16 protein-coding genes are annotated in these 19408 nt (G+C 65.4%); 14 read left to right on the top strand and 2 right to left on the bottom strand.

From position 1 onward, the window contains the following. Positions 1-9 precede the first annotated feature (9 nt). Positions 10-405: a group III truncated hemoglobin gene (locus ASD67_RS03035; RefSeq protein WP_056343200.1), complete on the bottom strand. Its 396-nt coding sequence runs from the start codon at positions 403-405 to the stop codon at positions 10-12. Between the two features lie 653 nt (positions 406-1058). Here ASD67_RS03035 and ASD67_RS03030 point away from each other — a divergent pair. The 13 genes from ASD67_RS03030 to ASD67_RS22885 all read left to right on the top strand — a co-directional run bounded on the left by ASD67_RS03030 (position 1059) and on the right by ASD67_RS22885 (position 16027). Further along, the gene (locus ASD67_RS03030; protein ID WP_056343197.1) at positions 1059-1427 is read left to right on the top strand and encodes a BlaI/MecI/CopY family transcriptional regulator; all 369 of its coding nucleotides are present in this window, start codon (positions 1059-1061) and stop codon (positions 1425-1427) included. Further along, a complete protein-coding gene (locus ASD67_RS03025) occupies positions 1424-3157 on the top strand; it encodes a M56 family metallopeptidase (protein ID WP_056343193.1) in 1734 nt (577 codons plus the stop codon). The genes ASD67_RS03030 and ASD67_RS03025 overlap by 4 nt, the downstream gene beginning before the upstream one ends. 146 nt (positions 3158-3303) lie before the next feature. After that, complete coding sequence (locus tag ASD67_RS03020) at positions 3304-3720, top strand: hypothetical protein (protein WP_156377551.1); 417 nt, start codon at positions 3304-3306, stop codon at positions 3718-3720. Between the two features lie 97 nt (positions 3721-3817). Further along, the gene (locus ASD67_RS03015; protein ID WP_056343187.1) at positions 3818-4738 is read left to right on the top strand and encodes an MBL fold metallo-hydrolase; all 921 of its coding nucleotides are present in this window, start codon (positions 3818-3820) and stop codon (positions 4736-4738) included. Beyond that, complete coding sequence (locus ASD67_RS03010; protein ID WP_056343182.1) at positions 4735-5349, top strand: DUF4230 domain-containing protein; 615 nt, start codon at positions 4735-4737, stop codon at positions 5347-5349. Before ASD67_RS03015 ends, ASD67_RS03010 begins: the two co-directional genes overlap by 4 nt. Before the next feature lie 65 nt (positions 5350-5414). Continuing rightward, on the top strand, positions 5415-6128 hold the full coding sequence (locus ASD67_RS03005) for a hypothetical protein (protein ID WP_056343179.1): 714 nt from the start codon (positions 5415-5417) through the stop codon (positions 6126-6128). Between the two features lie 71 nt (positions 6129-6199). Next, on the top strand, positions 6200-7189 hold the full coding sequence (gene nadA / locus ASD67_RS03000; RefSeq protein WP_056343176.1) for a quinolinate synthase NadA: 990 nt from the start codon (positions 6200-6202) through the stop codon (positions 7187-7189). Between the two features lie 1126 nt (positions 7190-8315). Further along, entirely contained in the window at positions 8316-8579 is a 264-nt protein-coding gene (locus tag ASD67_RS02995; protein WP_056343173.1) for a GlsB/YeaQ/YmgE family stress response membrane protein, read from the top strand. Between the two features lie 120 nt (positions 8580-8699). Then, positions 8700-8969, top strand: coding sequence for a GlsB/YeaQ/YmgE family stress response membrane protein (locus ASD67_RS02990; protein WP_056343170.1), 270 nt, complete (start codon positions 8700-8702; stop codon positions 8967-8969). Between the two features lie 304 nt (positions 8970-9273). After that, positions 9274-10446, top strand: a complete 1173-nt coding sequence (locus ASD67_RS02985) for an efflux RND transporter periplasmic adaptor subunit (RefSeq protein ID WP_056343154.1) — start codon at positions 9274-9276, stop codon at positions 10444-10446. Positions 10447-10488: 42 nt separating this feature from the next. Next, complete coding sequence (locus ASD67_RS23585; RefSeq protein WP_056343144.1) at positions 10489-14097, top strand: efflux RND transporter permease subunit; 3609 nt, start codon at positions 10489-10491, stop codon at positions 14095-14097. Between the two features lie 181 nt (positions 14098-14278). Further along, positions 14279-15463 (top strand): DUF445 domain-containing protein, encoded by a 1185-nt coding sequence (locus tag ASD67_RS02975; protein WP_235535555.1) that lies wholly within the window; start codon positions 14279-14281, stop codon positions 15461-15463. An 81-nt stretch (positions 15464-15544) separates the two neighbouring features. Further along, positions 15545-16027, top strand: coding sequence for an SLATT domain-containing protein (locus ASD67_RS22885; protein WP_156377550.1), 483 nt, complete (start codon positions 15545-15547; stop codon positions 16025-16027). Here the strand turns inward: ASD67_RS22885 and ASD67_RS02970 are convergent. Further along, positions 16022-16825 carry an NAD(P)-dependent oxidoreductase gene (locus tag ASD67_RS02970; protein WP_056343141.1) on the bottom strand — a complete coding sequence of 268 codons (804 nt, stop codon included), beginning with the start codon at positions 16823-16825 and terminating at the stop codon, positions 16022-16024. The genes ASD67_RS22885 and ASD67_RS02970 overlap by 6 nt on opposite strands. A 48-nt stretch (positions 16826-16873) precedes the next feature. Here ASD67_RS02970 and pepN point away from each other — a divergent pair. Beyond that, a partial coding sequence (gene pepN, locus ASD67_RS02965; RefSeq protein ID WP_235535545.1) for an aminopeptidase N occupies positions 16874-19408 on the top strand: 2535 nt, incomplete at its 3' end.

Here is a 19408-nt window from a genome sequence, read left to right as displayed (position 1 = left end):
AGATGAAGGTCAGCTGGTCCGGATGCCAGGATCTTCGAGGCGAAAGAAAAGCGCGAGTTGCAGGCTTTCGGCGATGCGGGCGGCCTTCGCCTGCAGTGCGGCAGCCGCCGCGGGCGCGAGCAGTTCGTCGGTGGTCGCGGACCAGATCGCGAGCCAGCGGTCGAACATCGCGGGGGTGATGTGCGCCTTGTGCTTCAGGTGCGCGGCCATCGGGCTGCCCTTGTAGCGGCCGCTGGTCAGCATCACCGACGACCAGAAGGCGACCAGCCTTTCCAGATGGCCGGGCCAGTCGTGCACCGCGTCGTTGAACAGCGGGCCGATCTCCGCATCGGCGCGCACGCGGTCGTAGAAGGCGGGGATCAGGCGCTCGAGCGCGGTTTCGTCGATCTGCTCGTCCTGTTCCATGACTCGCTCCGAACATGCATATGACGCGCATCTATTCGCGGAACTTAAAACATGCAACAAAAATACATATTATGACGAAGGCCGGGTTTTCAGAGGATTTTCGGCAGCGGCTTGATCGCACGCATTTCGCGGCGCTGTTGGCGTGCCGCAGCGTCAAGGGGCTGAAAGTGCGTCCGGGGGGCGGGGCCTTTCGGCCGCTCCGCCCCCCGTCGCGTCGGGGGTAAGTGGGGATGTCCTGAGTGGGGGCAGGGGACATCAGGGACCAGACTGATGTCCCCCACCGCTCCTTTGAGCGGAACACTCGGGAACATCCGATACCATACAAGGGGCGTGCCAGTTTGGCGACATCGCGGTTTTCGGGGGGAGGTGCTGGTTAGCAATTCCTTACCGGGCATCGGGGGTGTCAAAAATCCCGACAGGTCGGTCCTTCCTGTGGGAAGCCATGGGGGGCGCTCGCGAAGCGAGTGGTGGAGGGGCCAGCAACTTCGGCGCTATTGCCCCTCCGTCAGCGGCTACGCCGCTGCCACCGCCCCATGGCTTCGCCACAGGGAGATCGTTCCCTCAGCGCCGTTCAGCTTCATTCATCATCGGTTCAGCCTATTGACTACATCTGTAGTCGTATCGCAGATGAGGCCGAAGGGAGGGGTTCCACGATGGCAGAACGCGCCAGCGAATCCGAAATGCAGATCTTGTCGGCGCTGTGGGACGAATCCCCGCAGAGCGCGACCGATCTTGCCGAGAATGTCGGGGCCGCCAACGGCTGGACGCTCGCGACGGTCAAGACGCTCGTCGCGCGCCTCGTCCAGAAAGGCGCGGTGACCGCCGAGGCCGAAGGGCGCCGCTTTCTCTACAGTCCCGCGGTCGAACGCGCCGAAGCGGTGGGCGAGGAATCGCAGCGCTTCGTCGATCGCCTGTTCGGCGGCCGCGTCAGCCCGCTGATCGCCCATCTCGCCGAGCGCGAGGCGCTGTCGGACACCGACATCGCCGAGATCGAGGCGCTGCTCAGGAGGCTGAAGTCATGAGCGCCGATATGGTCTTCCAGGCCTGGGGCGACACGCTGGTCACCACCGCCGTGCTCGTCCTGATGATCCTGCTGATCCGCAAGCCCTTCGCGCGCCATTTCGGCCCGGGGCTCACCTATGCTTTGTGGGCGGTGCCCGCGCTGCGCCTGTTGCTGCCGCCGCTGCCCTTCGCGCAGCCCGAGGTCGCACCGGCCGTTGCCGCCGCGGCCTCTGCGACGGCCGAACCCGTTACCGAACTGATCATGCTCGCCCCGACTGATACGGTCGCGGCGGCGCCGACGGTGCAGGCGGCTCCGCTGCTGACCATGGCCGACGTGCTGCCGGTGCTGTTTACCGCCTGGGCGGCGGGTATGGTTGCGGTGCTCGTGGCGGCCATGGTGTCGCACCACCGCTTCCGCCGTCAGGTGCTGACCGGCGCGGTGGCGCTCGAACCGATCGGGACGATCCGGCTGGTGATGACCGACGCGGTCGACGGGCCCGTCGCCTTCGGCCTGTGGCGCCGCTATGTCGCGGTGCCGCAGGACTTCTTCGCGCGCTATGTGATCGAGGAACGCGCGCTCGCGATCGACCATGAACTGGCGCATCACCGGCACGGCGATCTGTGGGCCAATGCCGCCGCGCTGCTGCTGCTGTCGGTGCAATGGTTCAACCCCTTCGCCTGGCGCGCGCTCCGCGCCTTTCGTTTCGACCAGGAGGCCGCGTGCGACGCGCGGGTTCTCGCGCTGACCGACAGCGCCCCGCGCAATGTTCGCACCGCGCGCTATGCGACGGCCATTGCCAAGGCTGCGGTCGGCTCGCGGCTGTCGCTCGCGGCGCCGATGGCGGTCCACGACAATTTGCAGGAGAGACTGACGATGCTGATGCAGCAGGATATTTCGAAGAAGCGCGGCCTCGTCGGACGGCTGCTCGTCGGCGGCGCGACGCTCGCGGTGCTCGCGACGACCGCGACGCTGGTCCCGGCCGGGATCGCGAGTGCGAGCGTGCAAAGTGACGTGCCCGCTGCACCCTCGCCGCCGCCCGAGGCTTCCGACGCGCCGCTGTCGCCCGACGCGCCCGAAGCCCCCGAGGTCATCGCCGGCACCTCGCGCGTGATGATCTTTACCAGCGAAGAGCATGGCGGGGGCGATGCGACCGCCAGGGACGGCACGAAGCGCGAGGTGCATCGCATCGTGATCCGCAACGGCGAGGTCAAGGACGGCGAGGGCAAGGCCATGGTCTTCGCGCCTGGTGACGCCAAGGCGAAGCGTTTCGAACTGCGCATGCCCGGTGCGCTGTCGCGCGACGACATCCTCGCGACGCTGAAGGAACAGGGCGTCACCGGCGCGCAGGCCGAGGCGATCGCCGACAAGCTGGAGGCGAAGCGCAAGGAAAGCTTCCGCACCGCGCTGGCCCCAATGCCGCCGATGCCGCCGATGCCGCCCATGGCCCCGCTCCCGCCCGCTGCCTGGTCGTCGTTCGACGGCAAGGCGATGGCGATCGGCCATTGCGGCAACGGGAAAAAGCCGGTGTCGCTGGTCAACCGCGACGACAAGGACGGCGGACAGCGCAGCCGCGTCGTGATGATGGCGTGCGGCGACGAGGGCAAGGCGGCGCGGCTGTCGGCGCTCAAGAAGGCGCGCGAGAGTTTCGCGAAGGGTGACACGGCCGGCCACATGTCGGCCGAGACGCGCGCCAAGGTCACCGCCGACCTCGACCGCGCGATCGCCGACCTCGAAAAACCGGTCGACTGACAGTTTCAGCTTTGACGCGGGTGCCTTCTCCCCGGTGGGCATCTGCGGCAGGGGCGGGGAAAGGGAGCGGGCGACCGCTCCCTTTTTCTTTGCGACCCGTACGCTGGCGCATAAGGTGGCGACGGGACTATTTCTTGGGGGCGGTGATGGAGAGTTACGAAGGCATCCTGACGATGCTGGGTCTGAGTGCGGCGGCCAGTCTGTTGATCATCGCGCTAGTCGCCGCCGTGTTGCACTTCTTTGTCGCGCTCAACGCACCGCCACGAAGGCGCGCTTTCTGGACCGTCGCGCCCGCCTATGCGCTATGCGTATTTTTCGGCACGGCACCTGCTGACAGCCCTTTTCCGATTTGGGTGTGGCCCGTCGGCGCGCTGGTCCCCGCGGCTATTTGGTACTGGTTCTGGCTCCGAGATTTCGAGAAACGATGGTACCAGAATTTGGAGGACCTCCCTGACGATGTCCCGCTTGCCAATCAAGATTGGAAGAATGGCCTTTTACAGTTGGCGACTCTGCTGGTGATCGGCCTAGCCATGGCGGGTATCCGAATGATGTTGAAATCCTGATATCATCCGTCGAAAGATGCGGTGTGGGCCGTAACCGGCCATTCTCTTTTATTTGCGCCCCCTTTCGTTCGACGGCTCCCGATGCCACATGCACCCCATGAGCGACGAAAAGCCCTGGCCCGACTCCATCCACGCCGGCGATTGCGAGCAGCATGAGCCGCTCGTGCGCCGCGTGCTCGCGCCGAACCCTTCGCCCTATACCTTCACCGGCACCCAGACGTGGATCGTCGGGGCGGGCAGCGACGTCGCGGTGATCGACCCCGGCCCGACGGGCAGCGGGTTCAGCGTCGGCGACCCCGCCGATGCCAATGGCGTTGGCCATGTCGATGCGATCCTGCGCGCGGTTGGCGATGCGCGCGTCGCGGCGATCCTCTGTACCCACACCCACCGCGACCACAGCCCCGCCGCCGCTCCGCTCCGCGAGGCGACCGGCGCGCCAATCATCGGCTGCGCTCCGCTGGTGATCAGCGACAGCGGCCCGCGCGCCGATTCGGCCTTCGACCCCGATTACGCCCCCGATCGCGTGCTGCTCGATGGCGAGCGGATTTCGGGCGACGGCTGGACGATCGAGGCGGTGGCGACCCCGGGGCATACGTCGAACCACCTCTGCTTCGCGCTGCGCGAAAGCGGCGCCTTGTTCACCGGCGACCATGTCATGGCCTGGTCGACCAGCGTCGTCAGCCCGCCCGACGGCGACATGGCGGCCTATATGGCCAGCCTGTCGAAGCTCTACGACCGCGACGACCGCGTCTATTATCCGGCGCACGGCCCTGCGGTGACCAAGCCCCGACAACTGGTGCGCGGCATGCTCGGCCACCGCAAACAGCGCGAGCGCCAGATTTTGAAGGAACTCGAACGCGGCACGACCATTATCCCCGATATGGTGTCGCATATGTACAAGGGTCTCGATCCGCGCCTGACCGGTGCTGCCGGGCGGTCGGTGCTCGCACATCTGCTCGATCTCGAGCAGCGCGGCCGCGTCGCGCGCGAAGCCGACGCATGGCGGCTGGTCGCATGAGCCGCTCGCTCTTCCGCATCCTGATCCTCGTCGTCCTGGCGGTCGGGGTCTTCCTCGGCTGGCGCGCCTGGCAGGACTGGCAGCGCGGTTATGAGCCCGAGACCGTCGTCGCCGCGAGCCTGCAGGGATTGCAGGAGCAGAATATCCTCGTCCCCTTCACCGCGCGTTATGTCGCGGTAGTGACCTCGACGCAGAGCCGGCTCGGGTTGAGCGCCAAAAAGACGCTGATCATGCCGGGTACGGTGCGCTACGAACTCGACCTTGCGAAGCTCAAGCAATCCGACCTCGACTGGAATGCCGAGGCGGGCACGCTGACCGTGACGCTGCCGCCGTTGCGGCTCGCCGGACCCGAGATCGATATCGACGCGATCAGTGAGTTTCGCGACGGCGCGATCCTGCTGACGCTGACCGATGCCGAAAAGACGCTCGACGACGCGAACCGCAGGGCGGCGCAGGGCGAACTGATCAAGCAGGCCAGGGCCACGACCCCGATGCGCCTGGCGCAGAGTGCGGCGCGCACTGCCATCGAGCAGAGCTTCGCCATGCCGCTGAGGGCGGCGGGCATCGACGCCAAGGTGACTGCCCGGTTCGCCGGGGACACGGCCGACTGAATCGGCCTTTGCGCGCGGCCTTCGCTGCGCTAGTCCTGCCGCGTAACCAACCTGGGGGGGATGGCATGGCGACGTCGGCGGCGGGGGTGATTCCCGCGGAGCGTTTCTGGCAGCGGATGGCGATCGGCCTCGCGGTCTTCATTATCTTCGGCTTTGCGCAATTCGCCTTGCGCGGGTTCGTCGACCCCGTGGCCGCGCCCTTCTGGGTGCATCTCCACGGGATCGCGATGCTCGCCTGGCTCGGCCTGCTGATCGTCCAGCCCACGCTTGTGTCGCGGGCCGAGCTGCCGCTGCACCGGCGGCTCGGCTGGATCGGCGGCGGGCTTGCGCTCGTCATCACCGGGCTGGGGATTTTCACCGGTCTGGCGTCGCTTGTGCTGAACCGCTTTCCGCCCTTTTTCTCGCCGCCCTATTTCCTCGCGTTGACGACGGTCGAGGCGCTGGTCTTTGGCGCGATGGTCTGGTGGGCGGTGCGCCGGCGGCACGCGACGCAATGGCACCGACGGCTGATGATCGGCGCGACGATCGTCATCCTCGAACCCGCGCTAGGGCGCATCCTGCCGATGCCGTTGATGATCGGCTGGTCCGACATCCCGATCGGCCTGATCCAGCTCGCCGTCGTCGGCATTATCGCGCTGCACGACCGCCGCACCTTCGGGCGGGTTCATCCGGCGACCAAGGCCATCTTCCTCATTGTCATCGCGGTGCGCGCCACCATCTATCTCCTGTCGCTGGCGCCGCCGGTGATCGCGCTGGCGGCGCGGCTGACCGGTGGCTGACGCGGCGAATTGCCCCGCTGGCGGGTGACGTGTAGAGGGGCGGGAAATTCCTGCTCTGACAAGGAAGTAAGATGACTGCTCCGATCCGTGAAAACCTCTCCGGCCTCGACCTGCGCGCCGAAATCGACCGGCTGCGCAAGGAACGCAACGCGGTCATCCTCGCGCATTATTACCAGAAGCCCGAGATTCAGGACCTTGCCGATTTCGTCGGCGACAGCCTCGAACTGTCGCGCAAGGCCGCGGACACCGACGCCGACGTCATCGCCTTTTGCGGCGTCAAGTTCATGGCCGAGACCGCGAAGATCCTCAGCCCCGAAAAGATCGTCATCCTGCCCGACATGGATGCCGGGTGCAGCCTCGAGGACAGCTGCCCGCCCGAACAGTTCAAGCGCTTCCGCGAAAAGCATCCCGACCATATCGCGCTGACCTACATCAACTGCTCCGCGGCGGTGAAGGCGCTCAGCGACATCATCGTCACCTCATCGAGCGCCGAGATGATCATCAGCCAGATCCCCGAGGACCAGAAGATCATCTTTGGTCCCGACCGGCATCTGGGCGGCTATCTCAACAGCAAGTTCGGGCGCGAGATGCTGCTGTGGCCGGGCGTGTGCATCGTCCATGAGGCGTTCAGCGAGACCGAGCTGCTCAAGCTCAAGGCACAGCACCCCGGCGCGCCGGTCGCCGCCCACCCCGAGTGCCCGCCGCATATCGTCGACCATGCCGATTATGTCGGGTCGACCAGCGGCATCCTGCAGTTTGCCAAGACCTTCCCGTCGGACACGCTGATCGTCGCGACCGAGCCGCACATCATCCACCAGATGGAACTGGCGATCCCCGAAAAGACTTTCATCGGGGCGCCGGGGGCCGATGGCAACTGCAACTGCAACATCTGCCCGTACATGGCGCTCAACACGATGGAGAAGCTCTACATAGCGCTCCGCGACCTGCAGCCGCGGATCGAGATGGACGAGGAACTTCGCCTCGCCGCGCGCAAGAGCCTCGACCGGATGCTGGAGATGGCGTCGGGGACGGTGGGCAAGGGCGATTTGGGACGCGCCTGAGTCGCGTCTAAAAAACCGAGTCGCGGCGATGAGTCGCGGCCAGCTTTTCGAAAACCGAATCCGAAAATGCTGCGCTCTTGTTACAAAAATGCTGCAGCGAATCTGCTAATTGCTAATGCCGGACTTATCCACAGTCGCCGGCGCAATCGGGGGCGTTTCGCGGCAATTTTTGTTGGCGACTCCGCCGACTCATGACAGCTTCCAATCATCGGACGACGGAGACGACGGACCGCCGGGACACGAAGGAAGGTTGCAAGACCAGCCGGAAGGAAACGGACCGGAACGACGAGGAAGTGGACCGATACCCTGGTCACGGAACGCCGCGATTCCCACGAGTTGAGGCGGACCCGATCGGGACAGGAAATGCAGTCCATCGCTTGGACGGCGATTGCTTCGGCAGACGCAGGAAGAGATGATGAAGGGCTTTCCAGGTGCGGCCGGCCCCCGAAAGGGGGCCGACCAAACCATCGCCGGATAGCTCCGGAACGCGCCGCAAGCGTCGTTTTGCGGGCCGCCGATCGCAAGAGAAGCGGACCGGGATGAAGGCAAGCGGGCAGCGACCGGAAGGATACCGGATAGTGGGGGTTGGCAGCGATGCCGGCCCCCATTTCGCGTGCGCGTGATGTGGGTGGGGCGGTGGCCTCGACCGATGCAGGGCAGGCGGTCGTTGGAACGTCTGCTTTCGAGCGCAAGCGGACGTAAATATCCTCCCTNTGGTGGAGGGGCCGAAAGGCTGCGCGACGCGTGACGGCTCGGCCCCTCCGTCAGCGGCTTTGCCGCTGCCACCTCCCCATGGCTGCGCGACAGGGAGGATTTCAGGACCATCCGCGTCCCACCCCGAAATCGCCCCGTCCGCAACCACCGCCAAATATTTCGTGCGCCCTGTGACTTCTGTCACACCGCCGTCGCCCCCGCCTGCTTATCCCTCCGCTTGCGACCCGGAGAAGTTCCCCGATCGGAACGGATCCCACTTTCCCGGCCGCGTCCTCGCGGACCGGCCGGGAACCTTTTGCACCCCGCTCGCATTATGCTGACATCGGCAAAACGAGGTTCGGACGCCATCGGGCGTTGCCGGAAGTCACCCGGTCTGCGTGCTCCGCAGGTCCGGCAATAAGGGAGTGTGTCTATGGGTATCATCATCACGCTGATCGTCGGCGGAATCATCGGCTGGCTGGCCAGCATCGTCATGCGCACCGACGCACAGCAGGGCATCATCCTGAATGTCGTCGTCGGTATCGTCGGCGCTTTTCTCGGCAATATATTGGGCGGCATGTTCGGCATGGGCGCCAGCCTCAGTACCTTCAGCCCGATCGGTCTGCTGTGGGCCTTTATCGGTGCGGTCGTGCTGCTCGGCCTGATCAACCTGGTGCGTCGCGGCAGCGTCCGCTGACACCCGTGGCGGCGGCGTTCGGCGTCGCCGCCATATCGCTAGGCGGTTGACGCGATTTGGTTTACCATCGCGTCTGCCCGGTAATATTCGGGCATCCAAAACGATCGTAGGGGGTCATATATGACTTGGATTATCGCAATTGTCATGGGCGGCGTCATCGGCTGGCTCGCGAGCATCGTGATGCGCACCGACGCGCAACAGGGCATTTTCCTCAATATCATCGTCGGCTGTCTCGGTTCGATCCTCGGCCGTTTCCTGTTCGGCCGCTTTCTCGGCGGCGGGCATTTGCGCGGCGACGCCTTCGATCCGATGACCTTGCTCACCGCCTTCATCGGCGCGGTGGTCCTGCTCGGGATCGTCAATCTCGTGCGGCGCGGCAAGGTGCGCTGATCCCGCTGACATAGACGGTCCTTTTCGGATCGGTTTCCAAAAGGCGGTCGGCGCGAGTCGGCCGCCTTTTTTGGCGCCAGGCCACTGGAGTTCGGCCGCCGGGCCGATTATGAAGCGCCGCGCCGTGGGCAGCGGTGCGGTCGCGTTTCCCCCTTGTCAGGGGTGATTTAATTGGATAATACACCGCGAAGAATGGCCGAGGTTCCGGCGCCCCTTCGCGGGCACGGACGAAGCGGCCCTCGCATGCCATGGTTGGGGCGGGACAGAGGAATTTGGCGTGAACTACGAGCGGAAAGTGGATGTGATGGACAGCCTCGCGGGCTATGATGACGAGGCCGGCAATCGTCGGCGCCGGATGCTGCTGATCGTCGCGATCGCGCTGATCCTCGCGGCGCTCGCCGCGGCTTATTTCGCCTTCTCGGCCGGCAAGGGCGACGGCGCCGCCGCCGCTGGCGGGTCCGCCGGCGGACCATCGAGCGAAAGCATTCCGAACATCACCGTCGTGATCCCGGGCAAGCAGTCGGTTCAGGCGCAGATCTCGGCCAACGGCACCATCGCGGCGCGCCGCGAAATGCCCGTCGGCGTCGCCGGCGAGGGCGGTCAGGTCGTCCGCGTGCTCGTCGAGCCGGGCCAGTGGGTCGGTGCGGGGCAGACGCTGGCGGTGATCGACCGCTCGGTCCAATCGCAGCAGGCTGCGGCGCTGTCCGCCTCGATCCGCGTGGCGCAGGCCGACGCCGATCTGGCGCAGGCCGAACTCACCCGTGCCGAGGCGCTGGTATCGCGCGGCTTCATCTCCAAGGCCGACATGGATCGCAAGCGCGCGACCCGCGATGCCGCCAATGCGCGCGTCCGCGTCGCGCAGGCGCAATATGGCGAAGCGCAGGCGCGCAACGGCCGGCTGAACATCGTCGCCCCGGCGGCGGGCCTGGTGCTGACGCGCCAGGTCGAACCCGGGCAGATCGTCAGCTCGGGCAGCGGTGTGCTGTTCCGCATGGCGAAGGGCGGCGAGATGGAAATGATGGCACAGCTGGCCGAGGCCGATCTGGCGCGCATTCCGGTGGGAACGCGGGCGACGGTGACCCCGGTCGGCGCCGCACAGGGCGTTGCGGGCCAGGTCTGGCAGAAGTCGCCGGTCATCGATCCGCAGACCCGACAGGGCATGGTGCGGATCGCGATCCCGTACAGCGCCGAACTGCGCCCCGGCGGATTCGCCGATGCCAAGCTGGTCGCCGGTTCGGCCGAGGCGCCGTTGCTGCCCGAAAGTGCGGTCCAGAGCGGCCCCGAGGGCAGCTTCGTCCTGATCGTCGGCAACGACAACAAGGTCGAGCGTCGCGCGGTCCAGGTCAGTTCGGTCTCCGATGCCGGGATCGCGATCGCATCGGGTCTGACCGGCAACGAGCGCGTCGTCGTGCTGGCCGGCGCCTTCCTGAATCCCGGCGATACCGTGAAGCCGGTCCTTCAGAAAACGTCGAACTGATATCCGATTTTTGCCGGACGTGCGCACAAGGGCGTTTGAACCATGAGCTTCCGTAATATCTCCGCCTGGTGCATCCGCAATCCGGTGCCGCCGATCGTCCTGTTCGTGCTGCTGTTGCTGGCGGGGGTCGTCAGCTTCAACCGGATGGACGTCAACGACAACCCCGACGTCGAATTCCCGGCGGTGCAGGTTCTGGTCGCGCAGCCGGGTGCCGCGCCGACCGAGCTCGAGACGCAGGTCACGCAGCGCGTCGAGGCCGCGGTCCGGGCGGTCAGCGGGGTCGAGGACATGTCCTCCTATGTCGGCGAGGGCAGCAGCAGCACGATGGTGCAGTTCGCGATCGGTACGCCGATCGACCGCGCCTATAACGACGTCAACCAGGCGGTTCAGCAGATTCGTAGCGACCTGCCCGACGGAATCCTCGAACCGCAGGTCGTGCGCGTCGATTTCTCCGGCGGGCCGATCACCTATTTCGCGGTCGAAGCGACCGACATGACGCTCGAACAGCTGTCATGGTTCGTCGACAACAATGTGGCCAAGGATCTGCTGTCGATCCCCGGCATGGCGCGCGTGCGCCGGTCGGGCGGCGTCGACCGCGAAATCCGCGTCATCCTCGATCCCGCGCGCATGCAAAGCTATGGTGTGACCGCGAGCCAGATCAACCAGCAACTGCGCCAGGTCAACGTCAACGCCGCGGGCGGGCGCACCGAAATAGCCGGGTCCGAACAGGCCGTGCGCGTGCTGGGCAACGCCGGGACCGCGAACCAGCTCGGCAATTACCAGTTGTCGCTCGGCAATGGCCGCACGATCCGGCTCAGCGATGTTGCGACGGTCACCGACGGCTATGCCGAACAGCGCAACCTCGCCAAGATCGAGGGGCGGCAGGTGCTGTCCTTCTCGATCGAAAAGGCCAAGGGCTCGTCTGACGTCACCGTCCATGACGAGACGATGAAGAAGCTCGCCGAGATCAAGAAGAACAACCCCAAGGTCAATTTCAAGATACTCTTCACGCGCACCGAATATACCAAGGAACAATATCGCAGCTCGATGGCGGCGATGATCGAGGGTGCGATCCTCGCGGTCATCGTCGTGTTCCTGTTCCTGCGCGACTGGCGCGCGACCTTGATCTCGGCGCTCGCGATCCCGCTCTCGGCGATCCCGACCTTCTGGTTCATGGACATGATGGGCTTTTCGCTGAATGGCCTGTCGCTGCTCGCGCTCAGCCTCGTCGCCGGGGTGCTCGTCGATGATGCGATCGTCGAGATCGAGAATATCGTCCGGCATATGCGCATGGGCAAGACCGCCTATCAGGCATCGATCGACGCCGCCGACGAAATCGGCCTCGCGGTGGTCGCGACGACGATGTCGATCGTCGCCGTGTTCCTGCCCGTCGCCCTGATGCCCGGCGTGTCGGGACAATTCTTCATCCAGTTCGGGATGACGGTCGTCTTCGCGGTGCTCGTCAGCCTGGCCGTCGCGCGCATGATCACGCCGATGATCGCGGCCTATTTCCTGTCGGCGCAGGGCGAGCAGGACCATGCGTCGGGGCCGTGGGTCGACCGGTACGAAAACATCCTGCGCTGGACGCTCGACGACAGCAAGCACAAGGTGGTGCGGGCGCGCTTCGAGCCGACGGCGACGCGGCCGACCTTCCTGATTCTGCCGCTGCTGGTGGCGTTCGGCGCGCTGGTCGTGATGACGATGAAATATTTCCAGCCGGTGCCGGTGGGGCAGAGCGGGCCGAATGCGGCTCTCCATTTCCTGCTGCTGACGCCGATGGCGGCCGTCGCCGCTTTCCTCCTGAGCAGTCTGGTGATGATCCTGTTCGGCGCATTCGTCGCATGGATCAACCAGACCACACTCAGGTCGGCTTTGCGCGCCTATGCGTGGGTCGGCGGGATCGTTGCCGTGCTGTGCGGGATTCTGTGGTTCCTGGGCAAGTTGGCGCCGGCTCAGATGGCGATCACGTCCTGGGCCATGGTCATGGCCGCGGCGATCCTGCTCGGAGCGCTTGCCTGGCTTCTCGGGCGCCTGTTCGGGATGCACCACTGGCGCTTCACCCGATGGGCGCAATATATGACTCAGCGCGCGTATGCGCGCCTGTTCGATCACCGCGTGTGGATCGTCGGGATCGGCGTCGGAGCCTTTGTGTGGAGCATCATCCTTTTCGCGACGCTTCCCAGCCAGTTCCAGCCGACGATCAACAGCGACTACAGCCAGATCACCTATGAATTGCCACCGGGGTCGACGCTGGCGCAGAGCGAACGGATCTCGAACCAGGTCAACGCGATCCTGGCGGCCGACAAGTCGGTGGAAAACGCCTTTTACGACGTCAATGTCGGCGGCGGCAGCGTCTATATCACCCTGAAAAAGGACCGTGAGACGAGCAGCGTCGATTGGGAGCGCGGTCTGCAGCCGAAGATGGCGGCGATCCCCGACGCGCGCGTGTCGTTCCAGAGCCAGGCTGGCGGTTTTTCGGGCCGCGACATCAGCTTCATCATCGGCGGCGACGATCCGGTCGCGCTCGAAAAGCATGCGCTCAAGATTGTCAAGGAGATGAGCGCGCTCAAGGAGCTGCGGGCGGTGCGGATCGAGGGCGATATTCCGCGGCCCGAGATCATCATCAATCCGCGCATGGACCTTGCCGCCGACCTCGGCGTTACGACGGCGGCGCTCAGCCAGACGATCCGCATCGCGACATTGGGCGACATCGACCAGAATGCGGCGAAATTCTCGCTGTCCGATCGCCAGATCCCGATCCGCGTGCTGCTGTCCGAAGATTCGCGCCGCAGCCTGGCGACGCTTGAAAATCTGCCGGTACCGACGACACGCGGTACGACGGTTCCGTTGAAATCGGTCGCGGCGATCAGCTTCGGCGCGGGGCCAACCGAGCTGCGCCGGTATAACCAGACCCGCCGTATCGTGATCGGTGCCGATCTGACGAAGGGCCTCGTGACCAGCAACGCGCAGACCAAGATCGATGCGCTGCCGTCGGTCAAGAACATGCCGCAGGGCATCCGCAAGATCGTGCAGGGCCAGCAGAAGTTCATGGAGGAATTGATCCTCAACTTCGCGATCGCGGTCGTCGCGGGCCTCGCGCTCGTCTTTTCGACGCTGGTCCTGCTGTACCGCCGCTTCCTCTCGCCGCTGGTCAATATGTCGTCGCTGTTGCTCGCCCCGCTCGGCGGCCTGCTCGGCCTCTGGATCACCGGCATGGAAATCTCGATGCCCGTCTATATCGGCATATTGATGCTGCTCGGGATCGTGGCGAAAAACTCGATCCTGCTCGTCGATTTCGCGATTGAGGAGATGGACCATGGCATCGCCAAGGGACCGGCTTTGCTCGACGCGGGGCGCAAGCGCGCCCAGCCGATCGTCATGACGACGATCGCGATGGTCGCGGGCATGGTGCCGACGGCGATCTCGCTGTCGGGCGATGGCGCGTGGCGCGCACCGATGGGCGTTGTCGTCATCGGCGGGTTGATCCTGTCGACGATGCTGACGCTGCTGATCGTGCCGGCGGGCTTCAGCCTCGCCGACAGCATCGAAAAGCGCCTGGGCCGATTCTTCTCGCGCAACCTGCTGACCTATAAGCCGGGCGACGACACCAAGCCGCACGGCATTCCTTCTGAACCGCACCCGGCGGAGTGACGCGAAAGCGCGCGGCGCGGCGCCGGTTGCAACCTTTGCCGCGCTTCGCCATTGGATGGTCATGACGGACAGCGTTTCGCCGCAAACCGATACCGGTCGCGCTCACCCCCCCCATATCAACCGGGGGGTGGGCGTTGCAGTTCCCACGGGCGGGCTCAATATCCGCGCCGTGGCGACCGGCATGCTCGTCGTGATGGCGATCGTCTTCGTCAGCGCCAAATATTTCCAGGACGTCCATCCTGCCGTCGGTTTCGTGCGCGCCTTTGCCGAGGCGGCGATGGTCGGCGGGCTGGCCGACTGGTTTGCGGTCACCGCGCTGTTCCGCCACCCGATGGGCATCCCGATCCCGCACACCGCGATCGTCCCGCGCAACAAGAACCGCATCGGCGACACGCTGGCGCGCTTCCTGCTCACCAATTTCCTGCTGCCGCGGCTGATCGCGCGCAAGATGCAGACGGTCGACATCGCGGGCGCGGTGGGCAAATTCCTGTCGCAACCGGGCGAAGGCGGCGGGCGGCTGAAACGCGGCGCGTCGCGGATCATCGCCGACGGCCTCGGCGCGCTCGACCAGCAGCGGTTGGGCGGCATGGTCAAATCGGCGATCGCCGATCGGCTGCGCGAACTCGACGTCGCGCCGCTGCTGGGGCAGGCGCTGCAGGCGGCGTTGGCCGAGGGGCGGCACCAGCCGTTGCTCGACGCGATGGTCAAATGGGGGTCGAAGACGCTCGAACTCAACGACCATCTGATCCACCAGATGGTGCACGACAATTCGAATGCGATCGTGCGCTTCACCGGGCTCGACGAAAGCATTTCGAACCGCATCGTCGCGGGGTTGGGCAAGCTGCTCAGTGAAATGGCGGTCGAACCCGATCATCCGCTGCGCATCCGCGTCGAGGAAGGGCTCGCCAAGATGGCGCTCGACCTGCAGCACGATCCCGAAGTGCAGGCGAAGGTCGCGCGGGTCCGCGACGAACTGCTCGAGAACAAGGCGGTCAAGCGCTGGCTCGATGGTTTGTGGGAACAGGGGCGCGGCGCACTGCTGAAAGCCGCGCGCGATCCCGACACCATGCTTGCGGGGCGGCTCGGCGAACTGGTGACCCAGTTCGGCGCGATGCTGGGCGAGGATGCGCATATCAAGCGGACGCTCAACCGCTACGCGCGGCGCGCGGTCGTCGGCGCGGTCGACAGCTATGGCGAGACCGCGCTGAAACTGGTGTCGGACACGATCCGCGGCTGGGACGCCAAGACGATCACCGACCGGCTGGAAAATGCCGTCGGCGACGACCTGCAATATATCCGCATCAACGGGACGCTGGTCGGCGGGCTGGTCGGGGTGCTGATCCACACGGTGGATGTGTTGATCTGATCTAGTTGAGCTTTCGCCGACAGACGAGTATTCCCTGCTTAGCTTTCTTGGATATCCGGTACTAAAAATCGGGGGGCTTGTATGGAGAGTGTAGAAAAGAAGGTCGATTTTCTCAGAAAATCCCTTGATCGAGATGCCGATTCATTTCGAAGAAAGATTGGGAGAAACAAGACGAGTGCGTTCCGCACCAAAATATATGTCGCATCCGCGGCCGCGATGCTCTCGATAATAATAGGTTCGAAATCCAATCAGATCGTTGTCGAAAACGGCTTACAATCATCGATGGACATGATAGCGCTGGTCATTAGCGCATCTGTTGCCGTGGTTTCGGCATATGAGGCGTTCTTCGATCACCGATGGCTCTGGATGAAATATACCAACACGCTTTCACAGCTTTATGCAGTCTCTGATGACCTTGACTTCATTGTTGCCAATGAATCAATTCCTTCGGAGGAGGCGTTGGAAAAAATTCACCTGCGGCGACAAGAGGTGCTGAGAGAAACGGGAGCAGCATGGTACGATAAGCGGGCCCAAGCTTCCGCCTTATCGACTTTATCTTCATGACAAGTCACCATTTAATGTGACAAGCCCCTCGCGAAAACTCGGATAGCGCGGCGTCCATCCCAGCAGGCGTTTCGCCTTGCCGTTCGCGACGCGGCGATTCTCGGCATAGAAGGCGCGCGCGGCGGGCGACAGGCCGGCTTCGTCGAGGGCCTGCAATGGCGGCACCGGCGCGCCGAGCATCGCGCAGCCCCACTCGACGAGGCGGTTCTGGGGACAAGGTTCGTCATCGGCGAGGTTATACACGCCCGGGGGGCCGCCGAATGACGCGATTACGCCGCTCGCGATGTCGTCGATATGGATACGGCTGAAGACCTGATCGGGCAGGGCGATGCGGTGCGCGCGGCCTTCGCCGATGCGGTCGAGGATGCTGCGGCCGGGGCCATAGATGCCGGGGAGGCGAAACACGCACATGTCGCCGCGCAGCGCCTGCCAGGCCGCGTCTGCCAGGTTGCGGTCGGCGCGGCGGCCCTTGATCGGGGCGGTCTCATCGACCCACGCCCCGCCGGTGTCGCCATAGACGCCGGTCGATGAGAGATAGCCCGTCCATGTGGCGCCGGCGAGCGCGATGGCATCGCCATAATGGTCGAGCACCGGGTCGCGCCCGTCCGAGGGCGGGACCGACGACAGGATGTGCGTTGCCGGGCGCAGCGCGGCGAGCACCGCATCGCGGTCGCCGAACGCGAGCGTCCCGCCGCGACCATCGCGCGTCGTGCCGCTCACGTTCCAGCCGCGCGCCTCCAGCCGCCGCGCGAGGTGGCTTGCGGCATAGCCCATTCCAAAGATCAGCATCTGTCCCATCGCCGCGCCTTATTGCGCAGGCTGCGGCCCGCGCCTAGACCTGCCGGCATGACCGATGCCTCCTCGACGCCCGTCCTTCCCGTCACCATCCACCGCGGCGATTACCGTCCGCCCGAATGGCAAGTCCCCGACGTCGCGCTCGATTTCGCATTGGGCATCGACGAGACCAAGGTGTCGGCCGGCCTGTCGGTCGAGCGCCGTGCCGATACGCCGGTGCCGCTGACGCTGCGCGGCGACGCGATCACGCCGGTCGAGGTGCGCGTCGACGGCGCGGTGTGGAACGACTGGCGCATGCAGGGCAGCGACCTGATCGTCGATCTCGGCGACCGGATGGCGGCGACGGTCGAGGTCGACACGGTGATCGACCCGAGCGCCAACACCAATCTGATGGGCCTGTTCGCATCGAACGGCATGCTGTGCACGCAATGCGAGGCCGAGGGCTTTCGCCGCATTACCTTCCATCCCGACCGTCCCGACGTGATGAGCCGCTATCGCGTGCGCATGGCGGGCGACAAGACCGCCTTTCCGATCCTGCTGTCTAACGGCAATTGCGTCGAGCAGGGCGACGGTCCGGAGGGCACGCATTGGGCACTGTGGGAAGACCCCTGGCCGAAACCCAGCTATCTCTTCGCGCTCGTCGCGGGCGACCTGGTGGTCAACCGCGACAGTTTCACCACCGTTTCGGGGCGCGAGGTCGAACTCGGTATCTGGGTGCGCGCGGGCGATGAGGGCCGCACCGGCCATGCGATGCAGGCGCTCAAGGATAGCATGGCGTGGGACGAGCGCGTCTATGGCCGCGAATATGACCTCGACCTGTTCAACATCGTCGCGGTCAGCGATTTCAACATGGGGGCGATGGAGAATAAGGGGCTAAACGTCTTCAACACCCGCTACATCCTCGCCGACGCCGATACCGCGACCGACCTCGATTACGACGGCGTGCAGGGTGTCGTCGCGCATGAATATTTCCACAACTGGTCGGGCAATCGCGTCACCTGCCGCGACTGGTTCCAGCTCAGCCTGAAGGAAGGCTTCACCGTCTTTCGTGACCAGAGCTTCTCGGCCGACATGGGATCGCCGCCGGTCAAGCGCATCGAGGATGTCCGCCTGCTCCGCGCCGCGCAATTCCCCGAGGATGCCGGACCGCTCGCGCACCCGATCCGTCCGGACAGCTTTCAGGAAATCTCGAATTTCTACACCGCGACCATCTATAACAAGGGCGCCGAGATCATCCGGATGATGGCGACCTTGCTCGGACCCGAGCGCTTCCGCGCCGGCACCGACCTCTATTTCGAGCGTCACGACGGCGAGGCCGCGACCTGCGAGGATTTTGTGCGCGCGATGGAGGAGGGCGGCGATATCGACCTGTCGCTGTTCCGCCGCTGGTACGAACAGGCGGGAACGCCGCGGCTGACGCTTGCGCTGGCCGAGGCTGGCGGCGACTGGTTCCTCGACGTCGCGCAGACGGTGCCGCCGACGCCCGGCCAGCCCGACAAGCAGCCGATGATGATGCCGCTGCGCCTGGCGGCCTTCGCGATGGACGGCAGCGGGGCGGCGATGCCCGGTACTTTGGTGACGCTGACCGGGGCGAGCCAGCGCGTGCCGCTCGGCGCCTTCGCGGCGAGGCCGGCCTTGTCGGTCAACCGCGGTTTTTCTGCGCCGGTGATCGTCGATTATGTCCGCGCGCCGGGCGAACTGGCCTGGCTCGCGGCGCATGATGACGATCCCTTTGCACGCTATGAGGCGTTGCAGCAGTTGATGCTCGACACGCTGGTGGCGGCGGTGTCGGGCGAAACGGCCGACCATCAGGCGGTGATCGACGCGGTCGCGGGAACGCTCGCGGGCCGCGCCGACGATCCGGCCTTTGTCGCCGAAGCCGTGCTGCTGCCCAGCGAAGCCTTCGTCGGCGACCAGATGGTGACGGTCGATCCCGACGCGATCCGCCGCGAGCGCCTGGCGCTGCAGGCCGCGATCGGCCGCGCGCTCGAGGGCGAATGGCGCGCGATCCTCGCGGGCGCCGCGCCGCCCGCGACCGACCTGTCGCCCAAGGCGAAGGGCGGCCGCCGCCTGCGCGGTGTCGCGATCGCCTATCTCGCCGCGACCGGCATCGCCGACGTGCCGGCGCTGGTGTTCGGCATCTTCTCGAACGCCGACGGCATGACCGAGCGTCAGGCGGCGCTGGCGACGCTGGCGCATGGCGACAGCGACGAGCGGACGCACGCGCTCGACATCTTCTACCAGCGCTATCGCGACAATCCGCTGGTGCTCGACAAATGGTTCCAGGTGCAGGCCTGGTCGATGCGCCCCGACACGGTCGCGGCGGTGAAGGACCTCGCGGGGCACCCCGATTTCACGCTGGCGAACCCCAATCGCGTGCGCTCGCTCTATGGCGCGCTGACCGGCAACCAGGCGGCGTTTCACCAGGCGGACGGTGCGGGCTACAAGTTGATCGCCGACATGGTGATCGCGCTCGATCCGAAGAACCCGCAAACCGCAGCCCGCATGATCCCGCCGCTGGGGCGCTGGAAGCGCTTCGACGATCAGCGCGCGGCGATGATGAAGGCGGAGTTGGAGCGGATATTG

It is taken from the genome of Sphingopyxis sp. Root1497, from assembly GCF_001427085.1.
GTDB lineage: Bacteria > Pseudomonadota > Alphaproteobacteria > Sphingomonadales > Sphingomonadaceae > Sphingopyxis.
The sequence above is the reverse complement of the archived record's forward strand: the minus strand, read 5'-3'. Positions and strand labels throughout refer to the sequence as shown.

Coding starts and splice junctions, on each gene's coding strand:
- ASD67_RS02990 (WP_056343170.1), top strand. CDS start 8,700: ATGACTTGGATTATCGCAATTGTCATGGGCGGCGTCATCGGCTGGCTC.
- ASD67_RS02995 (WP_056343173.1), top strand. CDS start 8,316: ATGGGTATCATCATCACGCTGATCGTCGGCGGAATCATCGGCTGGCTG.
- ASD67_RS03030 (WP_056343197.1), top strand. CDS start 1,059: ATGGCAGAACGCGCCAGCGAATCCGAAATGCAGATCTTGTCGGCGCTG.
- ASD67_RS22885 (WP_156377550.1), top strand. CDS start 15,545: ATGGAGAGTGTAGAAAAGAAGGTCGATTTTCTCAGAAAATCCCTTGAT.
- ASD67_RS03020 (WP_156377551.1), top strand. CDS start 3,304: ATGGAGAGTTACGAAGGCATCCTGACGATGCTGGGTCTGAGTGCGGCG.
- ASD67_RS02970 (WP_056343141.1), bottom strand. CDS start 16,825: ATGGGACAGATGCTGATCTTTGGAATGGGCTATGCCGCAAGCCACCTC.
- ASD67_RS03015 (WP_056343187.1), top strand. CDS start 3,818: ATGAGCGACGAAAAGCCCTGGCCCGACTCCATCCACGCCGGCGATTGC.
- nadA (WP_056343176.1), top strand. CDS start 6,200: ATGACTGCTCCGATCCGTGAAAACCTCTCCGGCCTCGACCTGCGCGCC.
- ASD67_RS23585 (WP_056343144.1), top strand. CDS start 10,489: ATGAGCTTCCGTAATATCTCCGCCTGGTGCATCCGCAATCCGGTGCCG.
- ASD67_RS03025 (WP_056343193.1), top strand. CDS start 1,424: ATGAGCGCCGATATGGTCTTCCAGGCCTGGGGCGACACGCTGGTCACC.
- ASD67_RS03010 (WP_056343182.1), top strand. CDS start 4,735: ATGAGCCGCTCGCTCTTCCGCATCCTGATCCTCGTCGTCCTGGCGGTC.
- ASD67_RS02975 (WP_235535555.1), top strand. CDS start 14,279: ATGCTCGTCGTGATGGCGATCGTCTTCGTCAGCGCCAAATATTTCCAG.
- ASD67_RS02985 (WP_056343154.1), top strand. CDS start 9,274: ATGGACAGCCTCGCGGGCTATGATGACGAGGCCGGCAATCGTCGGCGC.
- ASD67_RS03035 (WP_056343200.1), bottom strand. CDS start 405: ATGGAACAGGACGAGCAGATCGACGAAACCGCGCTCGAGCGCCTGATC.
- ASD67_RS03005 (WP_056343179.1), top strand. CDS start 5,415: ATGGCGACGTCGGCGGCGGGGGTGATTCCCGCGGAGCGTTTCTGGCAG.